The organism is Hymenobacter cheonanensis (genome assembly GCF_030581075.1).
Classification (GTDB): Bacteria; Bacteroidota; Bacteroidia; order Cytophagales; family Hymenobacteraceae; genus Hymenobacter.
In genome coordinates this window covers 210,626-227,344 of sequence record NZ_JAUQSW010000006.1, presented here as the reverse complement: position 1 = coordinate 227,344, position 16,719 = coordinate 210,626, and the positions used below count along the sequence as shown (strand labels likewise).

The following is a 16,719-nucleotide window of genomic DNA, read 5'->3' as shown; positions in this document are numbered from 1 at the left end:
GACAAAGATACGAAACGGGGCGAGTAAATGACAGAATGGCAGAGTGCAATTACCAGTTATCACCAAGCAGCCAGCACTTACCCTGAGGAGAACGTACTAGCGGCTTATTGCGCACTGATGACAGTGCCCAGCGCCTCCAGCACGCCCTGGGCTTTGAGCAGGCACTCGGCGTACTCCTGCGCGGGCACCGAGTCGTAGGTGATGGCTGAGCCCACTTGCAGGCTCAGGTAGCCCGTGTCGGCGCGGTATTGCAGGCTGCGAATCACCACATTAAAGACAAAGTCGCCGCCGGGCAGCACGTAGCCAAAGCTGCCGCTGTAGAGCCCACGCCAGCTGGCCTCGTAGTGCTCAATCAGCTGCATGGCCTTGATTTTGGGCGCGCCCGTCATCGAGCCCATCGGGAAGGTGGCGCGCAGAATGTCGGCTAGCTCTGCATCGGGCCGCAGCTCGGCCTGCACGGTCGAAATCAGCTGCCACACGTGCCGGAAGCCGTAGGTGCCGAACAGTTCGGGCACGCGCACGGTGCCCGTGCGGGCCACGCGGGCCAGGTCGTTGCGCACGAGGTCCACTATCATCAGGTTTTCGGCGCGCTCCTTTTCGTCGTGCAGCAAGGCTAGCCGCTGCTGCTCATCGTCGGCCGGGTTGGCGCCGCGGCGCCGGGTGCCCTTGATGGGCTGCGAGACGATGCCAGGGCCTGCTTGCGCTAAAAACAGCTCGGGCGAGGCGCACAGCAGGTAGTGGTCGTGGTGGCGCAGAAAGCCCGCGTAAGGTGCGGGTGAGACTTCATTAAGCCGCCAAAAAGCAGCCAGAGGGTCGAGCGCCACGTTTTCAGCGTAGAACTCCTGGCACAGATTCAACTCGTACACTTCGCCGTTGAGAATATCCTCGCGCACGGCCTCCACGGCGCGCAGATATTCAGCGCGGGGCAGGCGCGGGCGCAGGGGCGGTACCACCGGCCGGGCCGCGCCAGGCACCTCGGTGGTCAGGATGGCGGCCAGCACGCCCGCCGTCTGGCCCTCCAGCAGCAGCACCTCGCCCTGCCAGCGCAGGCAGGTTTCGGGCTGAAAAAAATGCAGCGTCGGCCAGGACAGCCCCGCAAAATTATGGCTGCTGAGCGCTTCTATCTCATTTTTAACGTCATACGTCACAAAGCCGCAGTGCGGCAGCGATGCCGGGCGGCGCAGGTACTCGGGCAGGCTAGCCAACGAATCGGGCGCGGCCGGCGCGGCAGTAGCCACGGCCAGCAGCCGAGCGAAGGTGCCCGCCGCCGACTGCTGCAAGTCATTGTGCTCATAATAAGTGCAGTGCGCGAAGCGGCTAGCCCATTGCAGGGCCCGGCCGCGAAAATCAGCCGGTAAGTCGGCCAGGGGTATTCGTAGCATAAGAGACCGCTATAACTCCCGCAAAGCCACTTTGGCTTTCTGGTCGGTGCTGTTTTTATACTCGTGCCTGGGGTAAGCCATAGCCCGCTCGAAGTAGGTTTTAGCCGCCGTGCGCTGGCCGGCGGCCAGCGCCAGGTAGCCCAGCTGCAGGGCCGCCTGCGGCGCGAAGTAGTAGGCCGGCTCGCCCAGCGCGGCTGATAGGCGCAGCGTGCGCCCATAGTCGGCCCTAGCCGAGTCGGGCTGGCCCAGACCCTGCCAGGCGCGGGCGCGCCGGTAGGGCGCTTCGAGCTGGTCGCGCACCGAGGTGGCCGCAGTAACTCGGAACTGCTGTAAAATGCTCAGTGCCTGTGGGTAATAGCCGCCGTCGGTGAGCAGCCGGGCGCGGGTAAGCGCCGGGTTGAGCGGCTGCGCATCGTGGTAAAAGCGCTGGGCATAAATATCTTCCTCGATAACGAGCGGGCCGGCCAGGTTGATTTGCTGGCGGTAGCGCTCGGCCGTGGCGGCTGGCGCGCCCCCCAGCCACGCCGCCAGGTAAAGCTTGAAGGCGGCATCCTTGCGGTAATATTCGCCTCGAAACTCGCGCAAAAACTGCTGGTTTTCGGCCGTGGAGGCGGCGTAGTCGCCGCGGTACAGCAGCAGGTCGCCGGCCAGGTGGTGCAGGTAGGCCAGCGGCAGGTAGGCCGGGCCGGTGGGGCGGGCGCGGTAGGCCGCCAGCGCGGCCTCGCCGTGGTGCTGGCGCTTGTTGAGGCTGATAACCACGTAGCTGAAAAGAAGATTGTCGGGCTGCTCGCGGGCCAGCCGGCCGGCCACGGCCAGGCTTTCGTCACCCTTCTTGTAGTACGACTCGCGGATGAGGGCTAGCAGCAACTGGCTTTCGGGCTGAAAGTCGTGGGGCTGGGCGGCCGCCCGGCCCAGGTTGGCCAGGCCCTCTTCGGGGCTGGCGCGCAGGCCTAGCAGCCGCAGCAGCCAGTGGTAGCCCTCGGGCAGCGAGCCAATGCCGAACTGGCAGATGCCCAGTGTTTTGCGGGCCGGCAAAAAAGCCGGGTAGCGCTGCACCACGGCCTGCAGCAGCAGCACGGCCTGGCGCAGGTGCCAGGCGCCGCGCACCTCGTGGTGAAACGCCAGCTGGGCCACGGCCTGGTGCAGCTGAATTTCGGCCCGGGCGTAGTCGCGCAGCGCGCCAGCCGGCGCCCGCTCCAGGGCGGCCAGCCGGGCATCCTGAGCGGCCAGGGCGGCGTCGTAGCGGGTGGCATCCTGGCTGATGAGCAGCTCCACGAAATCGGCGCAGTCGGCTACCAGCAGGGTGCCGGGGGCGCCGGCCGGCTCGGTAGCCAGCAGCTGGCGGCTGGCGCCCAGCTTCAGCTTCAGCAGCTCGGCGTAGGCGCGGCGGGCGCTGGGAGCAAGGCTTTCGCTTGCCGCGAGAGAACTACTGACCGAATTTGCTTCGGGGTCTTGCACAGCGGCGCTAGCCCGCCCCGGTGCGCCCAGGGCCGCGCACAGCAGCGCCGCGCCGGCAAGCGCCCGCGGCAGGCGGCGAAACAACGGAGAACCCGAGGTAAGAAAAAGCATAGGCTGGCGCAACAAAAAAGGAACGACCAAAGCCGTTCCTTTTCCTTTCAAAACAAACCGGACCCTAGTTGGCCGACTGTTTACCTTCTACGTCGGCCAAGATACGGCCGCAGTGCTCGCACACAATAATTTTCTTGTGCGAGATGATGTCGGCCTGGCGCTGCGGGGGCACCGTGTTGAAGCAGCCGCCGCAGGCATCGCGGCGCACCAGCACTACCGCCAGGCGGTTGCGCATGTTGCCCCGAATGCGGTCGTAGGCCGTCAGCAGGCGGTTTTCGACGGGCTGCACGGCGGTTTCGCGCTCACTCATGAGCTGCTTCTCCTCGGCTTCGTTCTCGGCCACGATAGTGTCGAGTTCGCTTTTCTTGGTATCGAGGTCCTTGCGGCGCTCGTCGAGGCGCTGGCGGGTCACGTTGGCTTCCGTGTTGCGCTGGTCGATGAGGTACTGAGCCTCCTTGATTTTCTTGTCCGAAATCTGAATTTCGAGGCGCTGCAGCTCCACTTCCTTGGCAATGGCCTCGTACTCGCGGTTGTTGCGCACGTTGGTTTGCTGCTCTTCGTAGCGCTTAATGAGGCCTTCGGCCTCTTTGGTAGCGGCTTTGCGCTGCTTGATTTGGTCTTGCAGGCCACCGATTTCTTCGTCGAAGCGCTTCACGCGGGCTTCGTAGCCGGCAATTTCGTCTTCGAGGTCGCGCACTTCCTCGGGCAGGTCGCCGCGCACGCGGCGAATTTCATCCAGCTGCGAATCAATGCGTTGCAGGTTGAGCAAAGCTTCGAGCTTGGCGGAAATAGGCGCGTCGGCCGGATTTGCCACGGCGGCAGAATTAGCAGTCATACTGAACGGGATTCGTGGGGGTTTCAGCGAATAAGACCGCAAAAGTACGACCGAACGCGGCCAGCAGCAAATCGCGGAATATCTCATCCGTAAACTGCTCGCTCTCAAAGTGGCCCACATCGCAGAGCATGAGCCGGCCCTCGGGGGCAAAAAACTCGTGGTATTTCACGTCGCCGGTCACGTAGGCATCGGCCCCGGCCGCCAGGGCCGCGCCGGTGAGAAAGCTGCCTGCCCCACCGCACAGGGCCACTTTTTTGATGTTTTTCTCGAAGGCCGTGTGGCGCACCACGGGCACCCCTAGCTCGGCTTTCAGCAGCTGGCGGAAGGCCGCCGGGCTAATGGCCTCGGGCAGCTCGCCCACCAGGCCGGCACCCACGTCCTGGTGCTCGTTTTCGAGCTTTACGAACTCATAGGCTACCTCTTCGTAGGGGTGGGCCTGGCGCAGGGCGGCCAGCACGGCGGCCTGGCGGTGCAGCGGCAGCAGCACTTCGAGCCGGGTTTCGGCCACGGCAGTGGGCTGGTTTTCCTTGCCGATGGTGGGGTGGCTGCCCGCGCCCGGCGTGAAGGTGCCCAGGCCCGGCGTCTGAAAGCTGCACTCGCGGTAGTTGCCCACGTGGCCCGCCCCGGCCGCGTACAGCGCCTGCAACACCTTGTCGGCCAGCTGCTGGCCGTCGGCGGTGGGCTCGTCGGGCACGTAGGTGCTGAGGCGGGCCAGCGTGCCGGTTTTGGGGGCCAGCGTGCGGGTATTGCGCAGGCCCAGCTTGTCGGCCAGCTTGGCATTTACGCCCTGGCGCACGTTATCGAGGTTGGTATGCGCGGCGTAGATAGCCACGTCGGCCTTGAGGGCGGCCATCAGTGTTTGCTCGACCAGGCCCCGGCCCGTGAGGCGCTTGAGCGGCCGGAAAATGACCGGGTGGTGGCACACTACCACGTTGCAGCCGCGCCGGCTGGCCTCGGCCACCACGGCGGGGGTGCAGTCGAGGGCAAGGAGCACGCCGGTAATCTCAGTTTCGGGCAGGCCACACTGCAGGCCGGCATTGTCGTAGCTTTCCTGGTAGGCCAGGGGGGCGGCCGTTTCCAGCAGCCGGGCGAGTTCTTGAACAGTAGGCACTAGCTAGATAAAACTAAATAAACAGAGAAGGCGAAAGCAGAGCAGGTAGTGATAGTCAGGCAAATAAAGCAGATAGGCGGCGAATTTGTACTCGCCCGCTACGCGCAAATTATTTTTCGAGCAGCCCGCCGAGCACTTCCACGTAGCGGGCCACGTTTTCGGCCAGGCCCTTGCGGCGGTACTGCATCAGAAAGCGCGGGTGGTCAAGAATTTCGATTCGGTCGAATAAACCTAGCTCTGCGTTGAGTTTGCGCAGAAACTCGCCGTTGCGGCGGCCCAGGCTCACGGCCACATCGCGGCGCAGGTGCAGGCGCTCGGCCTGCTCGGTTAGCGACAGGCGCATGTCGGCCCACAGCGCTTTGGTGAGAGCGGGCGCATCGTAGTAATTATAATTTTTCCCTTCCCGAGTCAATTCCAGCGGGTACACCGAACTCAGAAAAAAGTGCTGGTAAAACTCGGCCGGGCCGCCGAGCGCCTCAATAAATTTATAAACGAACTCGCTCGACAGCTCGCGCCGCTGCCGGGGCAGCGTGTGGGCAATGCCGCAGCTGGCCAGGGCTACCGGGTCGGTGAAGGCCACGCCGGTGCGCCCGCCGCCAAACCGGCCCGGGTTGATGCCGAAAATGCCCACGCGCGGGGCGTCGCCGGCGTAAAACTTGTGGGCAAACGCGCTCAGGATATCGCGCACGGCCGGGTCGTGGAAGGAGTTGCGGACCTCCACGCTGCCCGGCAGCGGCGCGGCAGGCAGCGGAAACGACGAAAGCAGGGCGAGCAGGCGGGCGGCAAAATCGGGCATGAAGCAAAGGTATTTGGTGCGTGGGGCCTAGTACGTGGGGCGGCGGAGGGGACGCAGAAATTCGCTGACCTTTGTGCCATGCGCCCAAGCCCCCACTACCTGCTGCTCCCGTTTTCGTGGCTCTATGCCGCCGTGCTGGCGGTGCGCAACTGGCTCTACGACCACGGCTGGAAGGCGTCGGCGCCCGGCTGGGTGCCGCTGCTAGGGGTGGGCAACCTGCGGGTGGGTGGCACCGGCAAAACGCCCCACGTGGCCTGGCTGGTTGAGGAGCTGCTGCGCCAGGGCCAGCGCCCGGCCATCCTGAGCCGGGGCTACGGCCGCCAAACCAAAGGCCCGCGGCTGGCCACCGCCGCCGACTCGGCGGCTACCGTGGGCGACGAGCCGTGGCAGTATTTCGCGCAGTTTGGTGCGCTGGGCGTGCCGGTGGCCGTGGCCGAAAACCGCCAGCTAGGCCTCGATTTATTGCGCCGGCAGCACCCCAACTTAACCTGCGTGGTGCTCGATGATGCCTACCAGCACCGGCGCGTGCGCCCGGCGCTCAACATTCTGCTTACTGAATTGGCCAGGCCCTTTTACGACGACTACGTGCTGCCCGCCGGCCGCCTGCGCGAAAGCCGCGCCGGGGCCGCCCGCGCCGATATTGTTATCCTCACCAAGTGCCCGCCCAACTTGTCTGCCGAAGCCCAGGCTGCCGCCGAGGCTCAGGTGCGGCGCTACGCCCGGCCCGGCGTGCCGGTGCTGTTTTCGGCCTATGCCTACGCGGCGCCCGCGCCGTTGGCCGGCCGCTTCAACTTGCCAGGCCAGCCCGGGCCCGCGGACCCTGGCGGCCTGCCCACGCCCGGCCCGGCGCTGCTGCTCACGGGCATCGCGCAGCCCGGCCCCTTGCGCGAGTACCTCGAAGGCCAGGGCTATACCATCCGGCACCACGCGGCGCTGCCCGACCACCACGCTTTTCGGCCCGCCGATTTGCAGGCGCTTCACCAACACTGGCAGCCTGGCTGGCCGGTTTTTACGACCGAAAAAGACGCTACCCGGCTTGGGGGCGCGGGTGAGGCAGGCGGGGGCAGCCTCTGGCCCGGGCCCGTGCTGGCAATGGCGCGGCACACCTATACCATTCCGGTGCGCGTGGCGTTGCTGGGCAATGGCGCGGCGCGGCTGGTGGCGGCCGTGGCCGTGGCTACCCGGCGCACCGGGGGCTAGTACCTTTGCCGGCGGCGTGCGTGCGCGCCCGATAGTTGCGTGACACTTCTTTGCATGATTTCTTTTAAAAACGTCGTCCGCGGGCTCCTGCTGCTGGCCCTGACGCTGGGCGCTGCCCTAGCTGGCCACGCGCAGATTGTCGACGACTCGACCAAGGTGCTCTACGGCCCCAAGACCACCCGCGTCATCTACGAGGCCGAGGTGCGGCGCGACTCCACGGGCGGCACGCCCATCGACACCTCGCTCACGCGCTGGCCGCAGGCGCGCTTCTGGGCCCACGACACTACCTTTCAGCAAGACCTGGGCGTGCTGGGCTCGGCCTCGCGGCCGCTGCTCTACCAGCCCAACTACCAGCTAGGGGCGCGCTTCGGGCGCAATGCCTTCGACCGCAATGTGCGCGACGGCAGCGAGGTGCCCTACTACGACAGCCGTTCGCCATACTCGTTTTTCCGCTACATCCAGGGCAGCCGGGGCGAGCAGGTGTTCGAAATCAACTACTCGCGCTCGCTGAAGAAAAATTTCAGCATCGGCGTTGATTACGAGCGCATTGCCAGTAATCAGGTACTGGCCGTGAACACCACGCAGTGGCAGGTCGAGCACAACAATTTTACCATCTACGGCCGCTACCAGACCGAAGACGGCCGCTACCACCTGCTGGCCAACTACTCGGCCAGCCGCCAGCGCACCCGCGAGCTAGGGGGCATCTGGCCCACGGCCACCGAAAGCCTGGACAAGTCGAAAGGCGACAACAGCTTTTTTAAGTACGACCTGGAGCGGGTGTACCTCGCGCCGGGCATCAACATCGACGACCGCGACCAGGTGCACGTGTTTCAATCTTACCGGCTGGCGCAGCAGGGCTTCACTGCCTACCATGTGCTCGACCTGCGCCGCCAGTACAACGGCTACACCGACAATGCCCTGCCGCGCGATGGCAATGGCCTGCTGCTGTTTTACCCGCAGGCCACGGCTTTCCCCAATTCGGGCACGCTGCGCAATACGGTGGCTACCGACGACCGCGCCACCTTCCGCCAGATTGAGAACACCTTTGGCCTGCTCGGGCGCACCAGCCGCCTCGAGTACAACGTGTATGGGCGCTACCGCAACGCCTGGCTTTCGCAGCTCACCACGCCGCTCGGGCGCTCGGGCACGGGCCTGCGCCTCGTAACGGTGGGCGCTGCCCCGGCCGACACGGCCGTGGCGCCGCACTACTTCGGGCAGCTGTTTGTGGGCGGCACGGCCTCGTTCAACTACCGCGATACCTACGCCGTGGAGGTGGCCGGCGAATACCTGCCCTACGACAACGGCAGCGTGAAAGTGCTAGGGGCGGGCGGCGAATACTGGCTGCGCGGGCGCATCCGCACCGGCCCGCTGTCGGCCGAGCTGCTGCTCAACTCATACTCGCCCACGCTTACGCAGCGCGTCTTTATTGGCAACAACTACGCCTGGGCCAACATCAGCGACAGCAAGTGGCAGAGCACTTTCAATAATACTACCACCCAGCAGCTGACCGTGCGCCTGCGCCAGCGGCTGCCCTTTTTGGCCGAGCACTCCATCGAGCTGAGCGCCGCCGCGGTGCGCATTTCGGGCCTGGTGTTCTACAACCAGTATGGCGTGCCCGAGCAGCTTTCTACGGCCCTGGCCGACAGCAAGACGCTGCTTATCGGCTTTGCCCGGCACCGCGCCCGGCTCGGCAGCGTGTTTTTCGACAACCAGGCTACCTACACGCAGGGCGGCGACGGGGCGGGCCTGCGCGTGCCGGCCCTCGTCACCGAGTCGCGGGTGTACTACCAGCGCCGGGTGTTTGGGCACGCCCTGTTTGCGCAGGTGGGCGGCGAACTCTACTACCAGTCGCGCTTCCGGGGCTACAACTATGCCCCTAGCACCCAGCAGTTTTACGTACAGGACCGCTTCACCATTGCCAACTACGCCATCGCTAACCTGTTTGTGGCGGCCGATATCTCGTCGGCCTCTATTTTCCTGAAAGTAGCCTACCTCAACCAGGGCCTCACCAGCGACGGCTACTTCACCACGCCGTATTACACCGGCTACCCGCGCCGCTTCCAGTTTGGGGTGCGGTGGCGGTTCTTCAGCTAGTTGTTGATTGCTAGGCGTTGATTGCCAATTGTCCGTCTCAACGCAAATCAAGTCGTAAGCAGCAGGTATCATCCAGAAGTATGAAAGAAAAAACCATCCTCAAGCTTAAGCTCAACAGCGACCCGCGCTGGGCCGACCTCGCCAGCAAAAACCTGGAGGAAATCCTTGTCGACCACGCCTATTGCGAGCAAAAGGCGGCCAGCACCGGCATTTCGCTCATCGTGCACTACCCCGAAAAAGAGCGGCTCGTGGACGAGCTTACCGCCCTCGTGGCCGAGGAGTGGGAGCACTTCGACCGCGTGGTGAAGGAGCTGCGCAAGCGCGGCCTGGCGCTGGGCCGCCCCCGGCGCGACGAGTACGTGGTGCAGCTCATGGCGCACGTGCGCAAGGGCGGCCCCCGCGAGCGCCAGCTCATGGACCAGCTGCTCGTGTCGTCGCTCATCGAGGCGCGCTCCTGCGAGCGCTTCAAGCTGCTGTGGCTGCACTTGCAGGACCGCGACCCCGAGCTGAGCCAGTTTTACTACGAGCTGATGGCCAGCGAGGCCGGCCACTTCGTGAGCTACGTAGACCTGGCCAAGGAATACTGCAACCCCGCCGAAGTCGATGCCCGCCTGCAGGAATTACTCAAAATAGAGGGCGAGATTGTGGTGAGCCTGCCCGTGCGCGACGACCGGATGCACTAATAGCCACCTGAAAAAGCCTGAGGTATACTTATTTAGCGAAGCGTGACGCCGATTACCCTCGAAATTCCGAACCTGGCCGCCGTGCCCACGGCCGCCCAGCAACTCGCCACCGCCCTCGCCGAGTCGGGCCAACCTATTGTGGCCTTCGAGGGCGAGATGGGGGCGGGCAAAACCACGCTCATCCGGGCGTTGTGCGCCGCGCTAGGGGTTGAGGACGACGTGAGCAGCCCCACGTTTGCTTTGGTCAACGAATACCGCGACGGGCGGGGCCTGCCCATCTATCACTTCGATTTTTACCGCGTCGACTCCGAAGAAGAGGCTGCCCGGCTGGGTGCGGCCGAGTACTTCGATTCGGGGTATCTTTGCTTGGTCGAGTGGCCTAGCCACGTGGCCGGCCTGCTACCCCCGCAGCGACTGCTGGTGGAGCTGGCCGTAACCGGCCCCGAATCAAGACTTTTAACAATTAACAGTGAGCAATGAGCAGTGAACAGTGACCACTTGGGCAGCCTGTCTGCTCACCAGTCATTCGTCACTGCTCACTGAAATTAAGTTATGGCCGAACAGCTACCCTCCGGCTTTGGCGCCCTGGCTACGAGCCGCGCCTACTTCACCCAGGAGTCGATGCTGGCCGTGGAAACGCGCAAGCGCAAGCTCTTCATCGGCCTGCCCAAGGAAACCTCGCTGCAGGAAAATCGCCTGGGCCTCACGCCCGAAGCCGTGCTGCACCTCGTTACGGAAGGCCATGAGGTGCTGATGGAAAGCGGGGCCGGCGAGCCCAGCAAGTACTCCGACCACGACTACTCCGAAGCCGGTGCCACCATTGCCTACTCCACCGAGGAGGTCTACAAGGCCGACATCATCCTGAAAGTAGCCCCGCCCATGCTCGATGAAATCGAGCTGATGCGCCCCGGCCAAACGCTCATCTCGGCCCTGCAAATGGGCACCATGACGCCCGAATTCATCAATGCCCTGGCCCGCAAAAAAGTGAATGCCATCGGCTTCGAGCTGATAAAAGACCCTAGCGGCGCCCGCCCCGTGGTGCGCGCCATGAGCGAAATTGCGGGCTCCACCGTCATGCTGGTGGCCGCCGAATACCTGGCCCGCTCCAACGAGGGCAAGGGCATTATCCTGGGCGGCATCACGGGCGTGCCGCCGTCGCAGGTCGTTATTCTGGGCGCGGGCACGGTGGCCGAGTACGCGGCCCGCGCCGCCATTGGCCTGGGCGCCGAGGTAAAAGTATTTGACAATCATCTCTATAAGCTGCGCCGCCTCAAGCATAACCTCGGCACGCAGCTCTACACCAGCACCCTCGATACGTTTGCCCTGAGCCAGCAGATTCGGCGGGCCGACGTGGTTATCGGCGCCCTGGCGGTGGAAGAAGGCCGCATCCCGTTTATGGTGCCCGAGCAAATGGTGGCCAGCATGGCCGCCGGTTCCATCATCATCGACATCAGCATCGACCAGGGCGGCTGCTTCGAAACCAGCGAGCTGACCAGCCACAGCAAGCCCGTCTTCCGCAAGTACGACGTGGTGCACTACTGCGTGCCCAACATCGCCTCGCGCGTGCCTCGCACGGCTACCAACGCGCTCAGCAACATCTTTACGCCCATTCTGCAGGATATCAGCCAGCAAGGTGGTATCAATGAAGCGCTGTTCACCAACGAGCATTTCCGCTCGGGCGTCTACATCTACAAAGGCTCGCTCACTAATGCCGCCATCGCCAAGAAATTCAACATGCGCTACAAGGAGTTAGGGCTGCTGATTGCAGTACGGAATTAGGCGCATCAAACAGCAGAAACAAGCGGCTCAAAGCCAATTGTGCTAGATAATTAGCAGGACGATAAAAGCCACCACCACCAGACAGCCTAGCCGACGGGTAGTGGTGGCTTTTTGCATTTTTTGCAAATGGCGAACGGCTTCTGGCTCAGGCAGGAAGAATCCCCGCCAGGCATTGTCAGGTTCTGATAAAACCCAGACTTGCTGGCAGTGGGCGCACGTGAACGCGGCGCTCACGCTTGGCAAAGCCGGTGCCGCTACTGCTGTGAGCTGTTTGGTTGATAGCCTAGAGGTTAAGTCAGTATCAAACGCAGCAAAGCTAGCCGCCGATGGGAAGCTGTAGATGGGGCTAAGGGAGCAGGAAGCTGACAGTGCTTTGCGGGCTAGCTTGCTACGCCAGCAGCACGCGCCACGCCTCGGCCACGCGGCCCTCGGCCAGCCACTGCCGGGCTAGCAACGTGAGGTGCTTTTGCTGCTCGGCAGCATCACCACGGTGCTTGTGGAGCAGGTAGGCCACCATCGGCTCGGCTCGGATTTCGTCGATTTGGGCGGGGGTGGGCAGGGCGGCGCGCTCGGTATTGGCGAGCTTGGCCAGGTCGTTGCCGGTGAGTAGGTCGCTGTGGCGCAGGTGCGCGGGTAGCTCGTCGAAGCCGATACCGAGCTGGCGGTTGGGGCGGCCCACGGTGAACAGGTTTTCGGGGCGCAGGCGGCTGTACCAGTCGCCGCCGAGGCGCGATACGGCCTCGAACTTGAGCGGGTCGATACCGGGCCGGCCTTCGAGCAAAATAGTTTCCCGAAAGTGGGCCTGTACCACGCGGCACAGCACCAGGTTGCCGTGGCCGGGCCCGTCGCCGAGAGCGATAATCTGCTCGACCACGCACTCGTAGGCGGCCGGGCACTCGGCCACGCGCGGCGGCCGCACCCTATCCGACTTGGCCTCGGTGAGGCCGGCCTTGGTAAACTCGTTGACGCCGCTAGGGTACTCGGCGCTGGCCAGCGATAGTTGCTCTACCAAAGCATAATCGCAGATGTTGATGACGACTTCGGGCACCTCGCGCACGTTGCGCAGGGTGTCTTTCTCGGAGTTGTCGCGGCCCCGGCTGGTGGGCGAAAACGCCAGCATGGGCGGGTTTTGGCTTACAATGGTGAAGAAGCTGTAGGGGCTCAGGTTCACTTTGCCTTCGACCGACACCGTGCTGGCAAACGCGATGGGCCGCGGCGCCACCGCGCCGATGAGGTACTGGTAAAAATCGGCCGCCGAGAGGTCGGCGGGGGCAATGGCGCGGTGCGTGGGGGCGGGCATGGGCTAGGGAAGGTGGGGCCAAAGCTACGGCCGGGCTGCTTAGCCATGCGCCCCAAAGCAGGCGAGGCCACCAAAAGTAAGGGTCGCGGGAGGAGGCTGTTTTTTGCTAAATACCTATACATTTGCCGCTAGCCCTGCCTGTTGCTGTCCCACCCGGTCTTCCTGCCTTGTTATGTCTGCCCCTGCCTGCCCCAAATGCGACTCTAAGGAAGCCACCAAGAGCGGCGTAATTAATGAGCGCCAGCGCTTTCGCTGCAAAGGCTGCGGCTACCACTACACCGTGGCCAAGGTGGGCCGCGAGGTCAACCCCTACTACGTAGTCAAGGCGTTGCAGCTCTACATTGAGGGCGTGAGCTACCGCGAAATCGAGCGCCTGCTAGGGGTCAGCCACGTGAGCGTGATGAACTGGGTGAAGAAATACGGCGTGAAGGCCCCGCGCCAGCCCGACTATCACCCGACCTATAAAATCCTCAACCAGAAGGAGCTGGCCGAGTTTTTTCAGAAGCCCGAGAACGTGAAGGGCGCCGGGATGATGATAACCGAGCTGGGCGATAAGTTCATGGTTATTCGCTGGGAGCGCTTCCGGGCTGGCTAGGCAGGCGCCAGCTATAGTCGCTTAGCATCGGGCCAAGGGGCTAGCCAGCCGATAAGTAGGCCGGGGCAGACGCTGGTCAGTATGTTTAGGCCTCAAAAAACGTTTTTTCCCCACCCCGTGCATTCTCCTTCCTCTTCCGTGCCGGCTGCCGGGCGCCCCCCGGTGGGGCTGCTCAGCGCCGTAGTTATCGTGGCCTCGCTAGGCTATTTTGTTGATATCTACGACCTTGTGCTATTCAGTATTATTCGGGTCGATAGCCTCAAGGGCATTGGCGTTACCGACCCGGCGGCGCTTACGGCGCAGGGCCTGAGCCTGCTGAGTATGCAGATGTGGGGCATGCTGCTGGGCGGCGTGCTCTGGGGCGTGCTCGGCGACAAGCGCGGGCGCCTGTCGGTGCTTTTCGGCTCAATTCTACTGTATTCGCTGGCCAATATCGCCAACGGCTTTGTGCAAACCGTGGAGCAATACGGCTGGCTGCGCCTGATTGCGGGCATTGGGCTGGCCGGCGAGCTGGGCGCGGGCATCACGCTGGTGGCCGAAAGCCTGCCCAAGGAAAAGCGCGGCTACGGCACCATGATAGTGGCTACCGTGGGCGTGAGTGGCGCCATGGTGGCCTACCTGGTGGGCCAGCAGTTTGGCTGGCGCAACGCCTACTTCATCGGCGGCGGGCTGGGGCTGGCCCTACTGGCGCTGCGGGCCGGCGTGCTGGAATCGGGCATGTTTGAGAGCACAAAAAACACCAACGTGGCGCGCGGCAACTTCCTGAGCATCTTTACCGACGGTACGCGGTTTTACAAGTACCTGCGCTGCCTGCTGGTGGGCGTGCCGTTCTGGTTTCTGGTGGGTATTCTCATCACCCTAGCCCCCGAGTTTGGCAAGCAGTTCGGGCTCACGGGGCCGGTGACGGGCGGGCTGAGCATTTTCTGGTGCTACTTCGGCATCACGCTCGGCGATTTCACCAGCGGCGCCGTGAGCCAGTGGATGCGCAGCCGCACCCGCGCCCTCCGCATCTTTATCCTGGCCACGGCCAGTATGGTGGCCGTGTATCTCTTTGCCCTGCGAGGGGCTAGCCCGAATACATTTTACACGGTGTGCTTTTTGATTGGCTACGCCAGCGGCTTCTGGGCGCTGTTTGTGACGGTGGCGGCCGAGCAGTTTGGCACCAACCTGCGCTCCACGGTGGCCACCACTATTCCCAACTTTGCGCGCGGGGCCACGGTCATCATTGTGCCGCTGTTTCAGTACCTGAAGAGCCAGCCGGGGCTGGGCATGGTGGGCGGCGCGGCCATTATTGGGGTCGTTACGTTGGGGCTGGCCTTTTTCAGCGCCAGCACCCTGCCCGAAACCTATGCCAAGGACCTGGATTACGTGGAGTAAGCAAGTCCTTGAATACAAGCCAGCTGAACGGGCCGCTTCCTCCCGGAAGCGGCTTTTTTTGTGCGTCTGGCCGCGCCGTGGATACCTCAAGGGGGCTTTGTCGCTAAACAGGTATAGGTTTGCTTAATTACTATAGCTGCCGGCCTGTTTGGTGGCCGGTTGTTCCTGAAAGAGGCCGGGCAGCCAGATAAGGTTGATTAATACGCTCCTGAATAGGTAACAGCTAGCGGGTGCAGCTGCTTGGCGAGCGGTTGTGCGGGTTGAAAAGTGGCGAGGCGGGGTGGAAAGCCAGCTATAGCGAGTTAGCAAAACGATTGCATGCGCTCACCAGCCAGCCCCTTTGGGCTGCTACTTAGCCGAGCCAAGCACAGGCTCGGCGTTGGGGCTGGCCCCCTTTTCCTGCTTTCCCACTCGTTACACTCTACTTGATGTCCAAATCTCGCTACGCGCTAGCCCTTAGCGGCTTACTATTAGCTGGCTCGGCGGCCGCGCAGGTGGCCCCGCCGGCCCCTGCTAGCCCCGCGCCGCCGCCCGCGCCCCAGGCGCCGCCGCCCGCGCCGCCCGCGCCCACCAAGCCCGTGCCCTACGGCGCCGGCATGAAGTTCAACCTCTCGCCCGACGGCCAGAAGTACGTGCGCCTCATGGCCTGGACGCAGGTGTACGTGCGCTACAACGAGAACAACAGCGGCACGCTGCGCGGCCCCAACGAGCCCAAGAGCGACCAGCTAGACTTCGGCATCCGGCGCTCGCGCATGGTGCTGCTGGCCCAGCTCAGCCCGCGCTTTCTCATCTATACCCACCTGGGTATCAACAACCAGAACAACGTGAGCGGCGGCGTGGCGCCCACTACGGATGGCAAGAAGCCGCAATTCTTCATTCACGAGGCCGTGACGGAGTACAAGGTCAACAAGTACCTCAACCTGGGGGCCGGCCTGCACTACTACAACGGTATTTCGCGCATGAGCAGCGCCAGCACCACGAGCATCATGACGATGGACGTGCCGCTGACCAACTTCCCCACCATCGACGCCATCGACCAGTTTGCGCGCTGGCTTGGGGTCTACGCCAAGGGGCGCATCGGCAAATTTGATTACAAGCTTTCGATGAGCGACCCCTTCCTGACCAATCTGCCCACCAACCCCAACTACGTGGTGGGCGGCGTGCAAACCGGCAACCCGCTGGGGCTAGGGGTGAACTCGACGGTGGGCGGCATTACGACCAACACCGGCGTGAACGTGGCCCAGTACAACCCCCAAAACGACGGGCACGTGTACCAGGGCTACTTCAGCTACAACTTTCTGGAGCCCGAGGCCAACCTGCTGCCCTACACCCAGGGCACGTACCTGGGCGCCAAGAAGGTGCTGAGCATTGGGGCGGGCTTTATGTACAACCAGAACGGGATGTTCTCGCGCCAGAGCAGCAGTACGGTGAACCTCACCAACCTGGCCAGCGGCACTGACCTCTACGCCGCCGTGCCCACTACCAAGCACGACATCAAGCTGTTCGGGGCCGACGTATTCTACGATGCGCCGCTCGACACGGCCAAGCGCACGGCCGTGACCTTCTACGGCGTGTACTGGAACTACGACTTCGGGCCCAACTATGTGCGCTTTGTGGGAGCCGAAAACCCCGGCTACGGTGCCAGTGCCACCCGCGGCAACGCCGTGCCGCAGTCGGGCACCGGCGGCACCGTCTACGGCCAGCTCGGCTTCCTGATGGGCAAGAATACGCTGGGCAAAAAAGTGCGCTTGCAGCCCTACGTGGCCTACCTGCACAGCAACTACGAGGGCCTGCGCAACGCCGCCGGCGACGTGCAGGGCGTGAACATCTACGACGCGGGCCTCAACTTCTACATCGACGGCCACAACGCCAAGGTGACGCTCAACTACCGCGCCCGCCCCGACTTCAACATGACGACCGTGAACGGCGTGGGCGTGGCCGGCGACGTGACCCACCGCCCCGAAGTGACGCTGCAAACGCAGGTGTTCTTGTAGCCTA

14 protein-coding genes are annotated in these 16,719 nt (G+C 63.6%); 8 read left to right on the top strand and 6 right to left on the bottom strand.

Annotation, left to right across the window (positions count from 1 at the left end; translation table 11 throughout):
• Nucleotides 1–104 precede the first annotated feature (104 nt).
• The 5 genes from Q5H89_RS13515 to Q5H89_RS13495 all read right to left on the bottom strand — a co-directional run bounded on the left by Q5H89_RS13515 (nucleotide 105) and on the right by Q5H89_RS13495 (nucleotide 5,693).
• Nucleotides 105–1,382: an anthranilate synthase component I family protein gene (locus Q5H89_RS13515; protein WP_305019857.1), complete on the bottom strand. Its 1,278-nt coding sequence runs from the start codon at nucleotides 1,380–1,382 to the stop codon at nucleotides 105–107.
• A 9-nt stretch (nucleotides 1,383–1,391) separates the two neighbouring features.
• Nucleotides 1,392–2,951 (bottom strand): tetratricopeptide repeat protein, encoded by a 1,560-nt coding sequence (locus tag Q5H89_RS13510; protein WP_305019856.1) that lies wholly within the window; start codon nucleotides 2,949–2,951, stop codon nucleotides 1,392–1,394.
• 64 nt (nucleotides 2,952–3,015) lie between these two features.
• Complete coding sequence (locus tag Q5H89_RS13505; protein WP_305019855.1) at nucleotides 3,016–3,786, bottom strand: zinc ribbon domain-containing protein; 771 nt, start codon at nucleotides 3,784–3,786, stop codon at nucleotides 3,016–3,018.
• Nucleotides 3,776–4,897 carry a Nif3-like dinuclear metal center hexameric protein gene (locus tag Q5H89_RS13500; RefSeq protein WP_305019854.1) on the bottom strand — a complete coding sequence of 374 codons (1,122 nt, stop codon included), beginning with the start codon at nucleotides 4,895–4,897 and terminating at the stop codon, nucleotides 3,776–3,778. The genes Q5H89_RS13505 and Q5H89_RS13500 overlap by 11 nt, the downstream gene beginning before the upstream one ends.
• Nucleotides 4,898–5,006: 109 nt before the next feature.
• On the bottom strand, nucleotides 5,007–5,693 hold the full coding sequence (locus Q5H89_RS13495) for a uracil-DNA glycosylase family protein (protein ID WP_305019853.1): 687 nt from the start codon (nucleotides 5,691–5,693) through the stop codon (nucleotides 5,007–5,009).
• A gap of 78 nt (nucleotides 5,694–5,771) precedes the next feature.
• Between Q5H89_RS13495 and lpxK the strand changes: the two genes are divergently transcribed.
• From lpxK to Q5H89_RS13470, 5 genes are all read left to right on the top strand, one after another.
• The gene (lpxK, locus tag Q5H89_RS13490; protein WP_305019852.1) at nucleotides 5,772–6,893 is read left to right on the top strand and encodes a tetraacyldisaccharide 4'-kinase; all 1,122 of its coding nucleotides are present in this window, start codon (nucleotides 5,772–5,774) and stop codon (nucleotides 6,891–6,893) included.
• 54 nt (nucleotides 6,894–6,947) lie between these two features.
• On the top strand, nucleotides 6,948–8,987 hold the full coding sequence (locus tag Q5H89_RS13485) for a putative porin (RefSeq protein ID WP_305019851.1): 2,040 nt from the start codon (nucleotides 6,948–6,950) through the stop codon (nucleotides 8,985–8,987).
• Between the two features lie 80 nt (nucleotides 8,988–9,067).
• Nucleotides 9,068–9,670 carry a tRNA-(ms[2]io[6]A)-hydroxylase gene (gene miaE, locus Q5H89_RS13480; RefSeq protein WP_305019850.1) on the top strand — a complete coding sequence of 201 codons (603 nt, stop codon included), beginning with the start codon at nucleotides 9,068–9,070 and terminating at the stop codon, nucleotides 9,668–9,670.
• Between the two features lie 42 nt (nucleotides 9,671–9,712).
• Nucleotides 9,713–10,150, top strand: coding sequence for a tRNA (adenosine(37)-N6)-threonylcarbamoyltransferase complex ATPase subunit type 1 TsaE (tsaE, locus tag Q5H89_RS13475; protein ID WP_305019849.1), 438 nt, complete (start codon nucleotides 9,713–9,715; stop codon nucleotides 10,148–10,150).
• A 72-nt stretch (nucleotides 10,151–10,222) separates the two neighbouring features.
• Nucleotides 10,223–11,449, top strand: a complete 1,227-nt coding sequence (locus Q5H89_RS13470; protein ID WP_305019848.1) for an alanine dehydrogenase — start codon at nucleotides 10,223–10,225, stop codon at nucleotides 11,447–11,449.
• 388 nt (nucleotides 11,450–11,837) lie between these two features.
• Here the strand turns inward: Q5H89_RS13470 and Q5H89_RS13465 are convergent, their stop codons facing one another.
• Complete coding sequence (locus tag Q5H89_RS13465; RefSeq protein WP_305019847.1) at nucleotides 11,838–12,749, bottom strand: flavin reductase family protein; 912 nt, start codon at nucleotides 12,747–12,749, stop codon at nucleotides 11,838–11,840.
• A gap of 172 nt (nucleotides 12,750–12,921) precedes the next feature.
• On the opposite strand from Q5H89_RS13465, the gene Q5H89_RS13460 reads away from it, so the two are divergent.
• The 3 genes from Q5H89_RS13460 (at nucleotide 12,922) to Q5H89_RS13450 (ending at nucleotide 16,715) form a co-directional block, all read left to right on the top strand.
• The gene (locus tag Q5H89_RS13460; RefSeq protein WP_305019846.1) at nucleotides 12,922–13,344 is read left to right on the top strand and encodes an IS1/IS1595 family N-terminal zinc-binding domain-containing protein; all 423 of its coding nucleotides are present in this window, start codon (nucleotides 12,922–12,924) and stop codon (nucleotides 13,342–13,344) included.
• A 117-nt stretch (nucleotides 13,345–13,461) separates the two neighbouring features.
• A complete protein-coding gene (locus tag Q5H89_RS13455) occupies nucleotides 13,462–14,721 on the top strand; it encodes an MFS transporter (protein WP_305019845.1) in 1,260 nt (419 codons plus the stop codon).
• Between the two features lie 428 nt (nucleotides 14,722–15,149).
• Nucleotides 15,150–16,715 (top strand): hypothetical protein, encoded by a 1,566-nt coding sequence (locus Q5H89_RS13450; protein WP_305019844.1) that lies wholly within the window; start codon nucleotides 15,150–15,152, stop codon nucleotides 16,713–16,715.
• Nucleotides 16,716–16,719 lie beyond the last annotated feature (4 nt).